Origin of the sequence: Puniceibacterium confluentis (genome assembly GCF_007923445.1) — a bacterium.
GTDB lineage: Bacteria > Pseudomonadota > Alphaproteobacteria > Rhodobacterales > Rhodobacteraceae > Puniceibacterium > Puniceibacterium confluentis.
Genome location: NZ_VOJI01000015.1, coordinates 50,228 through 67,636 on the forward strand (window position 1 = coordinate 50,228; position 17,409 = coordinate 67,636).

The following is a 17,409-nucleotide window of genomic DNA, read 5'->3' on the forward strand; positions in this document are numbered from 1 at the left end:
CGATGCGCCTGAGCCGTTACTTTATGCCTGTCCTGCGCGAGACACCTGCGGAAGCGCAGATCGTCAGCCACCGCTACATGCTGCGCGCCGGTATGATCAAACAGGCCGCGGCAGGGATCTATTCCTGGCTGCCGCTGGGCTACAGGGTGCTGCGCAACATCGAGCGGATCGTGCACGAGGAACAGCAGCGCGCCGGCCACATTCCAATGCTGATGCCGACGCTGCAGTCGGCGGATCTGTGGAAGGAATCGGGGCGTTATGACGCCTATGGCCCCGAAATGCTGCGCATCAAGGACCGTCAGGACCGCGACATGCTCTACGGTCCGACCAACGAGGAAATGATCACCGACATTTTCCGCAGCCACGTCGGGTCATACAAGGACCTGCCGATGACGCTGTACCACATCCAGTGGAAATTCCGCGACGAGATGCGCCCCCGCTTCGGGGTCATGCGTGGCCGCGAATTCCTGATGAAGGACGGCTACAATTTCGACCTGACCAAAGAGGACGCCTTGCACGCCTACAACCGGCACCTGGTCAGCTATCTGCGCAGCTACGAACGGATGGGCCTGCAGGCGATCCCGATGCGGGCGGATTCCGGTCCCATCGGCGGCGACGACACCCACGAATTCCTGGTGCTGGCGGACACCGGAGAATCCGAGGTGTTTTATGACAGCGACATCACCGAACTGAAGTTCGGCGACCGCACCATCGACTATGACTCGGTCGAGCAGTGCCAGGCGGTGCTCGAAGAGTTCACGTCGCGCTACGCCCGCACCGATGAAACCCATGATGCCGCCTTGTTCAACGAGGTTCCCGAAGCGCGCCGCCGGGTCGCGCGCGGCATCGAGGTCGGGCAGATCTTCTATTTCGGCACCAAATATTCCGCCGCCATGGGGGCCACGGTGGTGGACGAAACCGGCGCAAAGGTTCCGGTGCACATGGGTTCGCACGGGATCGGCGTGTCGCGTCTTCTGGGCGCGATCATCGAGGCAAGCCATGACGACAAGGGCATCATCTGGCCCGAGGGTGTGACGCCTTTCCATTGCGGGATCGTGAACCTGCGCCAGGGCGATACAGAGGCGGATGCCGCCTGTCAGTCACTGTACGACGCGTTGACGGCCCTGGGGCTGGAGCCTCTCTACGATGACAGGGATGAACGCGCAGGCGCCAAGTTCGCGACCATGGACCTGATCGGGCTGCCGTGGCGCATCACCGTGGGTCCGCGCGGGCTCAAGAACGGCGTGGTGGAACTGACGTCGCGCCGCACCGGCGACAGCGAGGAACTGCCCCCCGCAGCGGCCATCGCGAAGATTGCGGCCATCTACGGCGCGATCGCGGCCTGAAGACTGGCTGGCGCGCCGGGAACCTGCCAGGTTATCTCCTGCATCCGCAAAGAGGGTGACCATGAGGAACAAGCCGCATGATCCTGCGCGCCATCGCCCTGGCTGCCGGGCGGGGCGGCGCTGTCGGGCTGTCGCAATTCCCGGAATTTTCGCAACAGTATTTGCTGCGGCTTGGCGGAGCGGTGGACGGCCTCGCGCGGGTGATCCGGCAGTTTGACAGAGATGCAGCCAAGGTCAGTTTCAGTCGCGGAACTGAGGCAAAGCGGTGCCTTCGGTGCTGAAAGGACCAGAACCATGCAGGATACCCTGGCCGGGTACCGACGCCTGAGCCGTGACCACATCGCGCTCGAGGCGGCAGACCCGTTCACACGTGTGTGCCTTGCGGGACATTTGCATGACGCCGAAATCGCCGCGCGGACATGGACAGCTTACCGGCCCGCGCTGCCGGTGTCCTTCGAGGCGGCAGTCTTCGGCAGTGGCGGGAGCGCGTCGTTCGCAGGCGCAACTGCCGGGCACTTGTCGCTGTTCCCGGGACGCCTTCGCTGCCGACGCCGCGCGCCGGGCTGAGACGGTTGCGGCTCCGGCGTTCGGATCCTCCCGCGACCGGGGCGCAAAACTTTTCCTGAAAAGTTTTGCCAAGAGTTTTTTCAAAACTCTTGCGCGCACCTGCGCCGACACTGCTGGTCAGACAGCTGCTTCGACTTCACCGACGATGCTGTCGACCACCGAACGCAGGATCGTCTCGTCTTCGCACTCGGCCATCACCCGGATCAGCGGCTCGGTTCCGGATTTGCGTATCAGCAGTCGTCCCCGGTCGCCAAGTGTCGACTCCGCTGCCGCGATGGCGGCTATCACGGCGGCATTTTCCAAGGGGCTCTGACCGGCCGCATAACGGACATTGCGCAGCAACTGCGGCACAGGGTCAAAGTTGCGGCACAGCTCGCTGGCCGGTTGCCCGGTCCGTACCATTTCCGCCAGAAACTGAAGACCGGCCATGAGTCCGTCGCCGGTTGTGGCAAATTCCGTCATCACGATGTGCCCAGACTGTTCTCCGCCGAGGTTCCATCCGCCGCGGCGCATCGCCTCGACCACGTACCGGTCGCCAACCCCGGTCCGCTCCAGCCGCAGGCCGCGTCCTGTCAGGAATCGCTCCAGCCCGAGGTTGGACATCACCGTGGCCACCAGTGTGCCATCCTTCAGGCGACCTTCCTCAGCCCAGCGGGCTGCCATCATCGCCATCAGCTGGTCGCCATCCGCCACCGTGCCGGTTTCGTCGATGATCATCACCCGGTCGGCATCGCCGTCGAGGCAGATACCGATCTGGGCGCCATGGGCCACGACCGTCTCTGCGGCCACCCGGGGCTTGGTCGAGCCGCAGTCCAGGTTGATGTTGGTCCCATTGGGCGACACCCCGATCGGGATCACGTCCGCACCCAGTTCCCAAAGCACTTCGGGCGCCGCGCGCCAGGCCGCACCGTTGGCGCAGTCGATCACCACCTTCATCCCATCAAGGCGCATGCCCGCCGGAAAGGTCGATTTGACCCGTTCCTGATACCGCGAGCGACCATCGTCGATGCGGCGGGCGCGGCCGATGTTGTCCGCAGCGGCCGGTGCGACGCCTTCGGTGACAAGGGCCTCGATCTCGGCCTCGGCCTCGTCCGACAGTTTGAAGCCGTCGGGGCCGAAAAACTTGATTCCATTGTCCTGGCTGGGATTGTGCGACGCTGAAATCATGATTCCAAGGTCGGCCCGCATCGACGGGGTGAGCAGTCCGACCGCCGGTGTTGGCACCGGGCCGAGCAGCAAGACGTTCATACCGGTCGAGGTGAGGCCCGCGGTCAGGGCATTTTCGAACATGTATCCCGACAGCCGCGTATCCTTGCCGATCACGACGCGATGCACGCCGCCTCTGTCCCGGCGAAAGTACCGCCCCGCGGCCGCGCCGATGGCAAGCGCCATCTGGGCCGTCATCGGATGGATGTTGGCCGTGCCCCGCACGCCGTCGGTGCCGAAAAGCTTACGTGTCATCGCTTTCTCCTCTCTCTACCGCGGACCAGAGCGCAAGCGCCTGGGCCGTCTCGGCCACATCGTGTACGCGCAGGATCTGCACCCCCTGTGCAACCGCCGCCAGCGCGACAGCAATCGAGCCGGGCATGCGGCGGTCTGCGTCCTGCACGCCCGATATGCGCCCGATGAAGCCTTTGCGCGACGCCCCCACCAACACCGGGCAACCCAGCGCATGGAACAGGCTGACATTGCGCAGAATGGTCAGGTTGTGCGCCAGGTTCTTGCCGAATCCGATGCCCGGATCGACAAGGATGCGGCCGCGTGGAATGCCCAGGTCCTGGAGCATCAGGACCTGGGCGGCCAGGAAATCGTAGACATCCAGCAGCACGTCATCGTAGCGCGGGTTGTCCTGCATCGTCTCGGGGTCGCCGCTTGCGTGCATGACGCAGACAGGCAGGCCCTGGCGGGCGCAGTACTGGCCCAGCATCCTGTCGTAGGTGAACCCGGAGACATCGTTCACCAGCGACGCGCCGGCCTTGATCGCCGCCTCCGCCACACTGTATTTGCGGGTGTCGATGGAGACCGGAACAGAGACCGCGCTGCTGAGGGCGGTGATGACCGGTTCGATCCGCGCAATTTCGCTGGGGATGGGGACGGCGGCGGCCCCGGGGCGGGTCGATTCACCGCCCACGTCGATGATGTCGGCCCCGTCGGCAACCATCTGCCGGGCGTGGGCCGCGGCTCGTGCCGGGCCGCTGAACCTGCCGCCATCGGAAAAGCTGTCCGGTGTCACGTTGATGATGCCCATGATGCGGGGCCGGTCGAAGCTCATGCCACAGACCGGCGGACGCGCCGCGGACAGGGTGTCCAGCACAGCACCGGGCAGGGCCGAGGCGGGTACACGTTCGGCGGGAGCGTCGCGGCGCAGATGTTCGACATGGCTGAACCAGGCCGGTCCGCCGGCAAGGGGCACGGCGCCGTCGGGACGGGGCCGGTCGTTCCGGACAAGGGGGCGGAAATAGTCGCTCATGCGGTCTTGAATGGGGTATGGGGTGGCTGTTGGCAAGCGCTCAGATCGCGCTGTCCAGATTGGCCGCGCTGCGTACCGGCACCTGTGCCGACCCCGGCAGCGGTGCGCCAACGACCAGCAGTTCGCGCGCAGTCATCTGATCGGAAAACCACAGCGCCAGCGCAACGGCACCGCCGCGCGGCGTACTGGCACCGTGCGCGGCATCCAGCACCATCTTGGACGGCGCCCAGACGCAGATCTGGCCATTCTTCATCGCCCAGTCGAGTTCGGTTCGGGTGGCGACCACCTTGCAGCGTGGATCGCGCCCGGCAAGCACCCAGGCATTCTGCTCGATCCCGAGCAAGTCGATCCGGCGCTGCGCCAGCTTGTGTCCCGCGTGCGGCAGGGCAGTGTCGGGCGGTCCGACGCAGAGGATTGCCGGGACATCCGAAGATTGCAAACGATCGATCCAGTCCGTCAGAGTGGCTTCCGCAATGGCCTCGTTGGACAGATAGATCACCCGCGGATGGGGCCGTTCCTGCGCCGCCTCGTGCAGCCGCGGTCCCAGGTCCCGGCGGGTCCGGACGATTTCGACACCCAGCGCGCCGGGGCCGCGGTCCAGTTTTTCGATCCGGACAAAGGTGCGCATGGCCTGCGGTTCGGTCAGGATCCGTTCGGCGACGCGCTCGGCCAGAGTTTCCAGCAGGTTCACACGCTCGGCGGCCAGTTCGTAGGCAATCGCCTCGGTCACCCGGTCATAGGACAGGATGCGGTCAACGTCGTCGTCCAGCGGTCCGGTAAACGGGGTGACCTCGACCACAATGTTGAAGCAGATCCGCTGGGTTGTGCCACGCTCGGCCTGAAAGGCACCGATTTCGACCTCGACAATATGGTTGCGCAGGGAAATGCGGTCACGCGGCTCATCCGAGGCGGTCACAAGCGACCTTTCTGACGGGTGCGAAAAGGCAAGGTGGATTTCGTTGGTCATTTGGGCATCCGGAACAGCAGCGTTTGCGGCAGACTAGCAGCGCCCGGACCAGGGCACACCCGTCGAAAGCGACGGATCGTGCCATCTTTGGTATCGGTCGGGCTCAGTTCCGGCTCAGACGTGTGGGCTGCCGGTAAAACAGGTGCGTGCCAATCTGTGCCGTCAGAGGGAACTTTTTGGCCCAGTTGGGCTTTACCTTACCAGTATGGTAGTGTGTCGCACCGGCGGTCAGGGCACGGGGCGCGCCAGCCAGCATCATTTTGGCGACCTTGCCCACCTGGCTGTAGGCACGTTTTTCGTGGATCGCCTCGGGGTTGCCGTCGCAGGTGTAAGAGAACTGGCAGGCATATTTCTTGCCGGTGCCCTGGTTGACGACGCCGCAGACCGAGTTGGGGTAACGCGGGCTGTCCACGCGGTTGAGGATGACCTCGGCAACGGCGAACTGGCCCTTGACGGTCTCGCCGCGCGCCTCGAAATAGAGCGCCTCTGCAAGGCATTCCCACTGTTTGTCCCCTACGGCCTTGGGCTGTCGGCCCAGAAAGTCACGGCTATAGTTGACGTCGCTCGGCCCCGGCAGCCCGGTGGCTGTCAGCAGTTTGGCAAGGTGGGCCGGTTTTGCGGCACTCAGGCCACGCTGTTCAAGTTTAAACAAGGAAGCGGTGTTTGTAACTTCACGGTCGGCAAATGCAGGCTGATAAAATGCAAAGGTCGCAAACAAGGCGACCGAAAGTGTCTTTAACATGATGTCCCTCTACGTCTTCGGATCGTCCTGTGCCGACTTTTTCAGATTGCACAAAACTCCGGCGTCTTAGCCAAACGAGGCGAAAACGTAAAGTTTGGGACCACTGCAATCGGCAGAACACCGCCCAAAGGGACGCAAAAACGGCATATACAGTGGAAACCGTAAATCGATTCTACCCGATCTTGTCCCGTACGGCAAGTTGTGCTGCAGCCAATCTTGCAAGCGGAACGCGAAAAGGCGAACAGCTGACGTAGTCGAATCCCGCCGCTCGACAGAAGGCAATCGATTCGGGATCGCCGCCATGTTCGCCGCAGATCGACAAGGTGACCTGCGGCCGACCGGCCCTGGCGCGCTCTGCGCCGATGCGCAGAAGCTCGCCCACACCATCCGTGTCCAGGCGGTGGAACGGGTCTTCGGGAAACACCCCCTGACGCACATATTCCGACATGAACCGCCCGGCGTCGTCGCGGGACAGGCCATAGGTCATCTGCGTCAGGTCATTGGTGCCGAAACTCATGAAATGCGCGTGCTGCACGATTTCGTCGGCGCGCAGGCAGGCGCGGGGCGTTTCGGCCATCACGCCCAGCCGGTAGGTGAACTCGACTCCGCGTTCGCTGCGCACGGCGGCGGCAACCGCATCAATCCGGGTGCGCACGATTTCGACCTCCCGCTTGGCCGAGACCAGCGGTATCATGATTTCGGGCACGACAGCGGCGCCGTCGCGGCTGGTGTCTATCGTCGCTTCAAAGATGGCGCGGACCTGCATGTCGTAGATTTCCGGCACCGTGATGCCCAGACGGACACCGCGCATTCCCAGCATCGGGTTGTATTCGCCCAGAGCCTCGACCCTGCGGGTGACATCCGACACCGGCAGGTCCAGGGCCTCGGCCAGATCGCGCAGACCGGCCCGGTCTGTCGGCAGGAACTCATGCAGCGGCGGGTCGAACAGGCGGATGCAGACCGGCTGTCCCTTCATGATGGTGAACAGCTCCTTGAAATCCGCACGCTGCATCGGCAACAGCAGGTCCAGAGCGGCACGGCGGTCCTCCGGGTCATCGGCAAAGATCATTTCGCGCATGACGGTCAGGCGGCCGGGTTCAAAGAACATGTGCTCGGTGCGGCACAATCCGATGCCCTGCGCCATGAAGTTCCGGGCGGTCTGAGCGTCTGCGGGCGTGTCCGCATTGGCGCGCACCCCTATGTCGCGTTCGGCGTCGGCCCAGGCCATCAGGGTCTGAAAACTGTCGTCCAGCAGCGGTTCCACCGTCTGCGGGGCGCCGGCAAGGATCTGACCGTTGGTGCCATCCACGGTGATCACGTCGCCCTCTTTGAAGGTGCGCCCGTCCTCGGACACCAGCAGCTTGCGGCGCAGGTGGAATTTCATCCGCGACGCACCGACGACGCAGGGCAACCCGATGCCGCGCCCGATCACCGCCGCATGGCTGGTGATGCCGCCACGTTCGGTCAGACAGGCGCTGGCGGCGTGCATGCCGCGAATGTCCTCGGGCGAGGTTTCGCGCCGCACAAGCACACAGGCTTCGCCGCGCGCGGCGCTGGACTGCGCTTCCGCGGCGGAAAACACGATCCGGCCCGTGGCCGCGCCGGGGCTGGCGGCGATCCCCTTGCCAATCAGGTCACGGGGGGCATCCTCGGCGATCTGGCGGTGCAGCAGTTCCGACAGCGCGCGCGGCTCGACCCGCAGCAACGCCTCTTGCGGCGGGATGATCCCGTCGAGTGCCAGACCCACGGCGATGCGCACCGACGCGCGCGACGACCGCCGCACCCGCACCCCATCGAGAATATGCAGATGCCCGTTTTCGATGGTGAACTCGATCTGCATCTCGGCCCGCAGCTTGCGCCGCATCAGCGCCGCGTCGGCCTTTAGCTGGGCAAAGGCTTCGGGCGCCAGTTCCTCGAGCGAGGGACCGCGCGGGTCACATTCCAGAAACAGCGATGCCGCCCCGCGTTGCAGCGCATCCCGCCCCTGGCTTTGTGACAGGTAGCGCCCGGTGATCTGCAACGCGCCGGTGTCGGAATTGACCAGCTGCAATACACCCGATCCACATTCCCCCATGCCCAGACCCAGCGCCATTTCCTGCACCACCAGACCCAGACCGGCATCGACCGGCGCGCCTTTGGCCTCGCGCAGAAGGCGGGCTGTGGTGCCCTCCCAGGCCCGCGCCATGGACCGCAGCACCTCGCCAAGCTGGCGCTCGGGGGACTGGGGAAAGGGCTCTTCGGCTTCTTCCTCATAAGTCATCAGTGCTTCGGACAGGGCCTGGCGGCCGTCGTCGGCGATGCTGTCGAACAGGTCGGGATCCAGCCGCGCCACATGGATCGCGTAGGACTTGATGAACCGGAGGTAGAGGCTGGTGGCGGCGTCGGTGCCGAGCGTTGCGCTCAGATCGACGTAGCGGGCATCATTCATCCCGATGTTGAGGATCGACCCCGGGCCGCCCCAGTCCGGATCCTCGGAAGACGGGCGCACGCAGAGCAGGGCATTGGCATCAAAGTGCCGCAGGATGCCTTGCAGGTCGGGCATCCGCCCATGTGCGATGCCGTGTACGGTGCGAAACGACAGCGCCACGGTGCAGGGCACCGGCAGATCCAGCCGGACCAGGCGCTGAAGACATTTTGCCCGCCCGCCGTGGGTCGGTGTCGCTATCGGGGCCGTGGGCCGGATCAGCGTGACATGGGGATCGGCGGCCTCGGCGGGGAAGATCGGGTCGAATTTCTGCACTGCAGCACCTTTTTGTGTTCCGGCAGAATACGCCGGAACGGGGCTGTGTAAAGCGCGCGCTTTGAACGATTGGCATCCGCCAGATCCCTGCGGCGCAAGCTGCAGGCGAGAGCTCTGTCAGCAGCGGCCGGTCCGCGTCGGCCTCAAAGCCCCATCCGACGCGCGCCGGGCCGCCGCATGCGGGGGGTGTCCGAGCACCGGCGCCCCGGTGCCAGCACCGGAGTGCCCGGTCTCGGCGCAGGGCACGCCTGATGCCGCAGCCGCGTCAGCCGTCCAGCCTGGTCAGATCCGCGACCTGAAGACACACCGTCCGGATCCGGCTCAGCAGGTTCAGCCGGTTGCGGCGCAGGATCTCGCTCTCGGCATTGACCTGCACAGCCTCGAAAAAGGCGTCGACCTCCGGGCGCAGCGCCGCCATGGCTTGCATTGCCGCCGCAAAACCCTCATCCGCAAGCGCCGGCCTGATCCTGGCCTCTGCGGTATCAAGTGCAGCAAACAGGGCGGTCTCTGCCGGATCCTCCGCATATTGCGGATCAGCACCATAGGAATATTCGACCCCGTCCTTTTCCTCGGCCTGGGTGAGAATGTTGTTGGCGCGCTTGAACCCCTGCACAAGGTTGGTGCCGTCTTCGGTTTTCAGCGTGTCCGACAGCGCACGGGCGCGGGCGACCAGCAGGGTGAGGTCATCATTGCCCGGCATGGCGAGGCAGGCGTCGATCACGTCGTGGCGGATGCCTTCATCCTTGAGGTAGACCTTGAGGCGGTCGTGGAAAAACGACATCAGGTCGGCGGACCAAAAATTTTCGGCGAAAATTTTGGTCAGCGGAACCCGCAGCGCATTCTTCAGGATCAGGCGGATCACGCCCAAAGCCGCGCGGCGCAATGCATAAGGATCTTTCGACCCTGTCGGTTTTTCGTCGATCGCCCAGAACCCGGTCAGGGTATCGAGCTTGTCGGCCAGCGCCACGGCGATGGAAACGGCGGCGGTGGGCACGTCATCCGATGGACCAAGCGGTGAATAATGTTCCTGACAGGCGGCGGCGACATCCGCTGGCAGACCCGCGGCGGCGCTGTAATAGCGGCCCATAAGTCCTTGAAGTTCCGGAAATTCATAGACCATCTGCGAGCTGAGATCGGCCTTGGCCACCCGTGCGGCCTGTTCCGCCCGATCAGCGTCGGCCCCCACCATCGGAGCCAGGGCGCGGGCAAGAACGGCAATGCGCTCGATCCGGTCTTTCTGGCTGCCCAGTTTGTTGTGGAATGTCACGTTTGCCAGCTGATCGGTCCAGGCGGTCAGGCCCGCCGCGGATTTCGCCACCCGCAGGTCGTTTTCCCAGAAGAACTTGGCATCTGACAGCCGCGCCGACAGAACCTTTTGATTGCCGGCCAGGATTGTGGCGCCGTTGTCCGCCGTCTCGCGGTTGGCCACGGTCACAAATTTCTCGATCCGGCCGGTCCCGGGGTTCTTGACCGAAAAGAATTTCTGATGCTCGCGCATGGAGGTCTGCAGAACCTCTGGCGGCAGGTCGAGGAAGGCGGCCCCGATGTCGCCCATCAATACCACGGGCCACTCGACCAGACCGGCGACCTCGGCCAGCAGGCCCTTGTCCTCGACCACGTCGAGCCCCGAGGCGAAGGCCAGGTTGGTGGCGTCGTTCCAGATCGTCTCGCCCCGTTCACCGGCGGACAGGACCACATTGGCGCGCTTGAGCTTTGCCGCGTAATCCTCGAACGAGGTTACAGAAAACGGGGCGGGCGCCATAAAGCGATGGCCCTCGGTCACATCGGATGCGGTGATGCCGTCCAGGCTCAGCGGAACAACGGCCGTGCCCGCTTCGGTGGTCAGCGTACAGAGGATACGGTGCAGCGGGCGGACCCAGCGCAACGCGCCGTCCCCCCAGCGCATCGATTTGGGCCAGGGAAAGCCGCGGATTGTCTCTTCGAGCACCTGGGCGACGATGTCCGCCGCCGGGCGGCCCGGCTTTTCGATCACCGCATAAAAAACGCGGCCTTTCTTTTCGTCGCGTTCTTCCAGTTGCTCGCGCGTCAGGCCCGCGCCGCGCAGAAACCCGTCGATGGCCTTTTCCGGGGCATCCACGCGCGGTCCCTTGCGCTCTTCGCGCAGGGTCGGGCTTTGCGCCAGCAAGCCTTCGACCGCCAGCGTCAGACGCCGCGGCGTCGAGAACGCGGCGGCGCCCGCATAGGTGAGACCTGCCTCGACGAGGCCATTTGTGATGCGTGATTTCAGATCCTCGGCGGCGCGTGTCTGCATCCGGGCGGGGATTTCCTCGGAAAAGAGTTCAATCAGCAGGTCAGGCATCTGGTCACCACATTCTCAAGGCGCCGCGTGCCTTGCGGCACGGGGTCAGTCGAGGGGGTGGATAGCCTCAAGGGCGGCCAAGGTCCAGCCGATTGCAGCGCTCAGGAGACGGCCTGTTCCGCCTTGGCGCGCGCCTGCATCGCAAGGGTGCGGATGTCGGGCCCGGCACGGGCGGGCACCACACGGTAGACGGCGCCCACCAGGTTCGCGACGGCAAAGGACATCAGCCCCAGCGCGACAACTCCCAGAAGGACGCGGCCGTAGGCGACACTGCGCAGATGCTGCAATGCCTCACCGATTCCGCCTGCCTGTTGTGGGTCGGTGGTGAAGCCGGCATAGATCAGCATGGCACCGATCAGGGCGACAACGGCGCCGTGGGCGATGAAACCGAACTTGATCACCGGATCCAGACGTTCGGTCAGCGATGTCTCTCTGAGCGACCGCTTGTACCTGCCGACAACGCCCTTGTGGACGTAAAAGATGCCGGCCGAGACAATCACGAGCCCGGCGGCGATGACCAGCCAGGGACCGTAGGGCAGGGTCATCACCTTGGCGGTCCAGTCGCTGGCTTTTTCGCCGCCGCTGCTCTGACCCAGGGCCAGCCCGGCCACCGAGATGCCGATGCCGCCGTGAATGAGCCCGGTCACGACCTGACCTGTACGGGCGATGATGCCCTTGGCATCCGATCCGTGGGTCTCGAGGTCCATCGCCGCGTCGATCAGGCGCCATACCGTGTAGGCCACGAGCCCGAAGGCGATGGCCCAGAGCATCGGAATTCCCCAGGTCTCGTCACGCAGGGTGGCCAGGGCGCTGGTGGTGCCTTCGGCTTCGTGCCCCTTGTAGGCGGCCAACAGGGCCAAACCGCCGACAACAGTATAGACAGCGCCACGGGCGGCATAGCCGGTGCGCATCACCGGGACGACCCAGGCGGGGGCTTTGCTGGACATTCGGATACTCCTCTGGTTCAGGAGGAGCGCGCGACACCCGGGTTCGGTTCCGCAGTTCGGCAGGATTGACCAAAATAATTGCGCACCGGATGCAGCGTCCGGTGGCCCGAGGGGGGCCTATTCGCGGACGGGGCAATCCACGCCCAGCGGGCTGCCATCATAGGTCTTGTCACCGCAGTCGTTGATCTCGTGCCAGACATAGCCGCGTCCGTCCTGGGTGATCGCCACGACACGGTCGATGCCATATTCGATGTTGCGCTGTCCGGTGAAGGCCAGAGCACGACCCGCCGCCAGATCGTCGCCGATGGCTGCGGCGTCAAAGCAGTCGAACCACGTGGGTGCGACACGCGGTTCCGCGCCCGGGTAGATCGCATAGGTGTCGCGCAGCTGATCGAGGGTCGAGGGCGTGGTAAAGCAGGCCCGGTAGCGGATCGGCGAGGACTCGGCGTCAATGGCGCGAAAATCCTCGTAGAGAATGGTTTCAGGAAGGTTTGACACCTTGCCGGTCAGCCGCACGTCATCCGTCCCCGTCGCAGTGACATCATAGTAATAGGCGTAGACCTGTGTGTAATACAGCAGTGCGCCAGCGCAGAGCGCCGTGACCACGATGAAAGCGACCAAGATCTTGCCGGTATGGTTCTGCGCCAAGGGTTTATTTCCAGTCCATGTTGATAACAGGGTGCGCAATATTCCGGCTTCGCCTGCGCAGCGCTTCGGACCGGGGGGCGAGTTCGGGAATACGCGATTCGTGTGTCTCGACAAAGACATGGCCGATGCGGCTCAGCACTGGATGGTCGAAGAGTTTTTCCAGCAACGCCACTTCGGCGCCTTCGATGTCCATCTTGAGCACGGCGATGTCGCTGTCGAGCGCCTCCAGGAAGGCGGTGAAATCCAGCACCTGCACCTTCACCGGATGGGCGGTGTCGACGTTGCGTTTTTCGGCGACAATCGAAGAGGATTGTGACTGCATTTCCGGGTCTGCGTTGAATTCAGCCGTGCGAAACAGCGCCGTGCTGCCATTTTCGGTGCCGGCGGCGGCCTCGATGACGGTGACGTTGCCGAGATCGGCCAGGTTTTCCCGCAGACGGGCGGCGGTCCACGGGTCGGGCTCGAACGCATAGACCATTCCGGCGTGGGCGGCCATCGTGCGGGTATGCTGGCCGACGTTCGCACCAAGATCGATGCAGATGCCGCCGGGGGCGGCGGCGAGGGCCGCGCGCATCTGGGCTTCGGCACGGCCGGCGAAGAGCTTGAGATACTTGCGGCGGTAACGTAACCCTGTGTTCCCCGGAAGGGTCTGAAGTATCCGGTACTTCAGGCGACGGAGCAGGGTGTTGCGTTTTGCCATCAGGCCGCCCAGCCACCTGCTGTTGTTGTGACAAAGGCATCGGCGCAGCGTTTGGCAAGCGTGCGCACGCGGCCGATGTAGGCCTGCCGCTCGGTGACCGAAATCACACCGCGGGCGTCCAGCAGGTTGAACAGGTGCGAGGCCTTGATGCACTGATCATAGGCGGGGTGTGCCATCACGATACGCTTGCCGGTCCTGGGATCGTCCGCGTCGCGGTCAAGGATGTCGGCGCAGGCGCGTTCGGCATCCTCGAAATGGCGCAGCAGCGTCTCGGTGTCGGCAACGTCAAAGTTCCAGCGCGAATATTCCTCTTCGGTCTGGCGAAAGATGTCGCCATAGGTCAGGGCAATGGGGGACTGAGGGTCATTGAAGGGCATGTCCATCACATGATCCACGCCCAGCACATACATGGCAAGACGTTCCAGACCATAGGTCAGCTCACCCGAGACTGGATGGCAGTCATGGCCGCCGACCTGCTGAAAATATGTGAACTGCGACACTTCCATGCCATCACACCACACTTCCCAGCCCAGTCCCCAGGCTCCCAGCGTGGGCGATTCCCAGTCGTCCTCGACAAAACGCACGTCATGCAGGGCCATATCGATGCCGATGGCCGCCAGCGATCCGAGGTAAAGCGCCTGAAGATCGGGGGGCGACGGTTTGATCAGCACCTGGTACTGGTAGTAATGCTGCAAGCGGTTCGGATTCTCGCCGTACCGCCCGTCGGTCGGGCGGCGCGAGGGCTGCACATAGGCGGCCGCCCAGGGCTGCGTTCCCAGTGACCGCAACGTGGTGGCCGGGTGGAAGGTGCCGGCCCCGACTTCCATGTCATAGGGTTGCAGAACGGCGCAGCCTTTGGCGGCCCAGTAATTCTGCAACCGCAGAATGATTTCCTGAAAGCTGCGCGGTTTGCCCGCGCCTGTTCCGGTGGACTGGTCCATGCGCTCTGCCCCAAGGTCTGTTTGCGACTGCTTAGGCCGATGGCGGGCGGGGGTCAATTGCGACGCTCGCCATATTTTGAGGTGCAGCGGCTGTGGCTTTTGATAAATACGGGGTAGAGCACAAAAATGTAAGCGTATGGTTCCGGGGACAACGACAGGTATGACAAGATTTGTGATGGCGCTTCTGGCAGCCGTGATTCTGACGGCCCGGGCGGCTGTCGCGCAGGATGCAACCTATATCCAGATCGAAGCGCAGCCGTCGTTGACCCGGGCCGAGGATCGGGTGCGCGACTATGCGAGCTACCTGCGCGATGTGAACGGGTTTTCGCTGGGGGCCGGGTGGTACGGCATCGCCCTGGGGCCCTATGATCGGACCGAGGCCGAGGCCCGGCTGCGGCAGCTGCGCGCCCAGGGGCAGATCCCGCGCGACAGCTATATTGCCGACACGCGCAATTTCCGCCGTCAGTTCTGGCCCGTCGGCGCCGCGACCGCGGGCCGAGAGCCGGTCACAACCGAAGAGATCACCCAATCGCTGCTGGACCAGGTGACCGGATCGACTCCGGCCGCGGTCGAACCGCAGCCCGACGACACGGCCCGGATCGTGGATGAATCCCCGCGCGAAGCCGCCGCAAGCGAGGCCCGCCTCGAGCGGGACGCCCGCGAACAGCTTCAGATCGCACTGCGGTGGGCCGGGCACTACGATGCCGCCATTGACGGTGCCTTTGGGCGGGGCACGCGCAACTCCATGGCCAGCTGGCAGCAGGCAAACGGCCATGAGGTCACCGGTATCCTGACCACACGCCAGCGCGGCGAACTCCTGCGTCAGTACAACGCGGTTCTCGAGGGCATGGACCTGCAGACGGTCACCGAGACCCGCGCCGGAATCCGGATGCAGATCCCGCTGGGTGTCGTGGCCTTCGACAGCTATGAATCGCCGTTCGTGCAGTTTGCCGCCACCGGTGACTTGCCGGTGCGGGTGCTGCTGATCAGCCAGCCCGGGGATCAGACCACGCTGTTTGGCCTCTACGAAATCATGCAGACGCTTGAAATCGTGCCACTGGAAGGTGCGCGCGAGCGGCGGCGCAACGGCTTTACCCTGACCGGGGCCGACAGCCGCATCGTGTCACACACCGAGGCGCGGCTGGACGGCGGGCAGATCAAGGGTTTCACGCTGATCTGGCCTGCCGGTGATGACGAGCGGCGCACCCGGGTTCTGGATGCAATGCAGGCAAGCTTCGAGACCATCCCCGGCGTCCTCGAGCTGAACGCGACAGCCGACACCGAGCCGTCGGTCGATCTGTTGTCCGGGCTTCAGATCCGGCGTCCGAAACTGACCGCTTCCGGCTTTTATATCGATGGGACGGGAACCGTGGTGACGGCGCGGGACGCGGTGACCGGCTGCGGCCGCATCACCCTCGAGGATCAGTACGACGCCAGCATCCTGGCCGAAGATGCCGCATCCGGGGTGGCCGTGCTGCGTGCAGAGACAACTCTGGCACCAATCTCGGTGGCGGCATTCCGCAGTGAACAGCCGCGCCTCCAGTCCGAGGTGGCGGTCGCGGGCTATTCCTTTGGCGGCGTGCTGAATGCGCCGACCCTGACCTTTGGCACGCTCGAGGATGTGCGCGGACTGGCGGGCGAAGAAAACCTCAAGCGCCTGGCGCTGGCCTCTCTGCCCGGCGATGCGGGCGGGCCGGTTCTGGATGCGGGGGGGGCGGTCCTGGGCATGTTGCTGCCGCGCGAAGACAGCAATCGCCAGCTGCCCGAAGGCGTCAGCTTTGCCGCCAAGGCCGAAGACATTCAGGCTCTGCTGAGCCGCGCCGGCCTGCGTGCGACGGCGACCCGGGGCGAGGCCGCCATGGCCCCCGAAGATCTGACCGAGGTTGCGGTTGGCATGACCGTGCTGGTCAGCTGCTGGGATTGACCGCGCCGCAACGGAAACCTGTGCCCGGGCGGTGGATGTCGTGACGGGGCCCCGGACAGGGATCTGATCCGCAGATCCGCGTCGCGGCGGCCACCCTGGCCGCCGGTCAGCGTGCGGGCCGAAACAGCCGTTTCAGTGCGCCCCACTGGCTGATCGCGACCCCGAGCAGGATCAGCGCCAGGGCCCCCAGGAGACTGAGGCGCATCGGTTCACCCAGCAAAAGCACGCCCAGCACGACCGACCACAGCGGCACCTGATAATTTGTCAGGCTCATGAAAACCGGCCCGGCGCTGCGGATCACCAGCACCCGCAACAGATTGGCTGCGGCGGTGGGCACAAGGCCCAGGAACATCAGCACCCCCAGGGTCTGCGCCGACGGCAGCGGCGGCGGTCCTTCGATCACCCAGGCAAAGGGAACAATCATCACGGTTCCGAAGATCATCGGAATGGTGGCGATGCCGATCGGGTCCATGGGCGGCAGGCGACGCATCGTCACCGAACTGACCGCGTAACACCCCGCTGCTCCGAGACAGGCCAGACGGCCCAGCGGTTCGAGTGCGGCGCCGCTCGACGCAAACGACTGACCGCCCAGCAAGAGGCTGACCCCGGCGAACCCGGTGACAAACCCGGCCGTACGGCGCAGCGACATCCGTTCGCCCGGCAGGAACACATGGGCCAGCGGCAGCACCATCAGCGCGACAGCGGCCATGCACACGCCGGCAAAGCCCGAGCTGACGAACTGTTGCCCCCAGCTGAGCAAGGTGAAAGGCAGGGCGGTCGACAGCACACCGATCAGCACAAGCGGCCCCCAGGGCCTTTCCGCGGTCAGGAACAGCCTGCGGCCGCGCAGCTGCCAGATCCCGAGGGTCAGCAGCCCGGCAAAGCTGATCCTCGCGGCGGCCAGCCAGAGCGGCGTGATCCCGCGCAACGCAATTTCGATCACCAGAAAGGTCGATCCCCAGACCAGACCGAGACAGGCAACCATCAGCCAGCTGCGCGGCGTTATGTCGGGCAGGGGCGTGCGATTGCTGAGCATGAAGTTTCAGACCTGTGTGTGAAATGACTCTGCGGGCACTATCATCAAAATGCGCGGGGAT

At 64.6% G+C, this 17,409-nt stretch carries 15 protein-coding genes; 4 read left to right on the top strand and 11 right to left on the bottom strand.

Annotated elements, in window-relative coordinates; translation table 11 throughout:
* Window positions 1–2: 2 nt before the first annotated feature.
* The 3 genes from proS to FOY53_RS23990 all read left to right on the top strand — a co-directional run bounded on the left by proS (window position 3) and on the right by FOY53_RS23990 (window position 1,913).
* Window positions 3–1,346: a proline--tRNA ligase gene (gene proS, locus FOY53_RS16455; protein WP_146590859.1), complete on the top strand. Its 1,344-nt coding sequence runs from the start codon at window positions 3–5 to the stop codon at window positions 1,344–1,346.
* A gap of 77 nt (window positions 1,347–1,423) precedes the next feature.
* Window positions 1,424–1,627, top strand: coding sequence for a DUF2937 family protein (locus FOY53_RS23985; RefSeq protein WP_146590861.1), 204 nt, complete (start codon window positions 1,424–1,426; stop codon window positions 1,625–1,627).
* A gap of 13 nt (window positions 1,628–1,640) precedes the next feature.
* On the top strand, window positions 1,641–1,913 hold the full coding sequence (locus tag FOY53_RS23990) for a DUF2937 family protein (RefSeq protein ID WP_281289581.1): 273 nt from the start codon (window positions 1,641–1,643) through the stop codon (window positions 1,911–1,913).
* 117 nt (window positions 1,914–2,030) lie between these two features.
* On the opposite strand, the gene glmM is transcribed toward FOY53_RS23990, so the two are convergent.
* From glmM to FOY53_RS16515, 10 genes are all read right to left on the bottom strand, one after another.
* Window positions 2,031–3,374 carry a phosphoglucosamine mutase gene (gene glmM, locus FOY53_RS16470; RefSeq protein ID WP_146590865.1) on the bottom strand — a complete coding sequence of 448 codons (1,344 nt, stop codon included), beginning with the start codon at window positions 3,372–3,374 and terminating at the stop codon, window positions 2,031–2,033.
* The gene (gene folP / locus FOY53_RS16475) at window positions 3,364–4,383 is read right to left on the bottom strand and encodes a dihydropteroate synthase (protein WP_146590867.1); all 1,020 of its coding nucleotides are present in this window, start codon (window positions 4,381–4,383) and stop codon (window positions 3,364–3,366) included. Before folP ends, glmM begins: the two co-directional genes overlap by 11 nt.
* 40 nt (window positions 4,384–4,423) lie before the next feature.
* Window positions 4,424–5,350 carry a dihydroneopterin aldolase gene (locus FOY53_RS16480; protein ID WP_146590869.1) on the bottom strand — a complete coding sequence of 309 codons (927 nt, stop codon included), beginning with the start codon at window positions 5,348–5,350 and terminating at the stop codon, window positions 4,424–4,426.
* A 103-nt stretch (window positions 5,351–5,453) separates the two neighbouring features.
* Window positions 5,454–6,092: a cell wall hydrolase gene (locus tag FOY53_RS16485; protein WP_146590870.1), complete on the bottom strand. Its 639-nt coding sequence runs from the start codon at window positions 6,090–6,092 to the stop codon at window positions 5,454–5,456.
* A gap of 172 nt (window positions 6,093–6,264) precedes the next feature.
* On the bottom strand, window positions 6,265–8,832 hold the full coding sequence (locus FOY53_RS16490) for a putative PEP-binding protein (protein ID WP_246107439.1): 2,568 nt from the start codon (window positions 8,830–8,832) through the stop codon (window positions 6,265–6,267).
* A gap of 265 nt (window positions 8,833–9,097) precedes the next feature.
* Window positions 9,098–11,152 carry a glycine--tRNA ligase subunit beta gene (glyS, locus tag FOY53_RS16495; protein ID WP_146590872.1) on the bottom strand — a complete coding sequence of 685 codons (2,055 nt, stop codon included), beginning with the start codon at window positions 11,150–11,152 and terminating at the stop codon, window positions 9,098–9,100.
* Between the two features lie 101 nt (window positions 11,153–11,253).
* A complete protein-coding gene (locus tag FOY53_RS16500; protein ID WP_146590874.1) occupies window positions 11,254–12,099 on the bottom strand; it encodes a DUF1206 domain-containing protein in 846 nt (281 codons plus the stop codon).
* Between the two features lie 117 nt (window positions 12,100–12,216).
* Window positions 12,217–12,720 carry a DUF6446 family protein gene (locus tag FOY53_RS16505; protein WP_246107440.1) on the bottom strand — a complete coding sequence of 168 codons (504 nt, stop codon included), beginning with the start codon at window positions 12,718–12,720 and terminating at the stop codon, window positions 12,217–12,219.
* A gap of 31 nt (window positions 12,721–12,751) precedes the next feature.
* Entirely contained in the window at window positions 12,752–13,447 is a 696-nt protein-coding gene (locus FOY53_RS16510; protein WP_146590877.1) for an FkbM family methyltransferase, read from the bottom strand.
* On the bottom strand, window positions 13,447–14,388 hold the full coding sequence (locus tag FOY53_RS16515; RefSeq protein ID WP_146590879.1) for a glycine--tRNA ligase subunit alpha: 942 nt from the start codon (window positions 14,386–14,388) through the stop codon (window positions 13,447–13,449). Before FOY53_RS16515 ends, FOY53_RS16510 begins: the two co-directional genes overlap by 1 nt.
* 160 nt (window positions 14,389–14,548) lie before the next feature.
* Here FOY53_RS16515 and FOY53_RS16520 point away from each other — a divergent pair, with 160 nt between their 5' ends.
* Window positions 14,549–16,312 (top strand): serine protease, encoded by a 1,764-nt coding sequence (locus FOY53_RS16520; protein WP_146590881.1) that lies wholly within the window; start codon window positions 14,549–14,551, stop codon window positions 16,310–16,312.
* 106 nt (window positions 16,313–16,418) lie between these two features.
* Here the strand turns inward: FOY53_RS16520 and FOY53_RS16525 are convergent, their stop codons facing one another.
* Window positions 16,419–17,348, bottom strand: coding sequence for a DMT family transporter (locus FOY53_RS16525; protein ID WP_246107441.1), 930 nt, complete (start codon window positions 17,346–17,348; stop codon window positions 16,419–16,421).
* Window positions 17,349–17,409 lie beyond the last annotated feature (61 nt).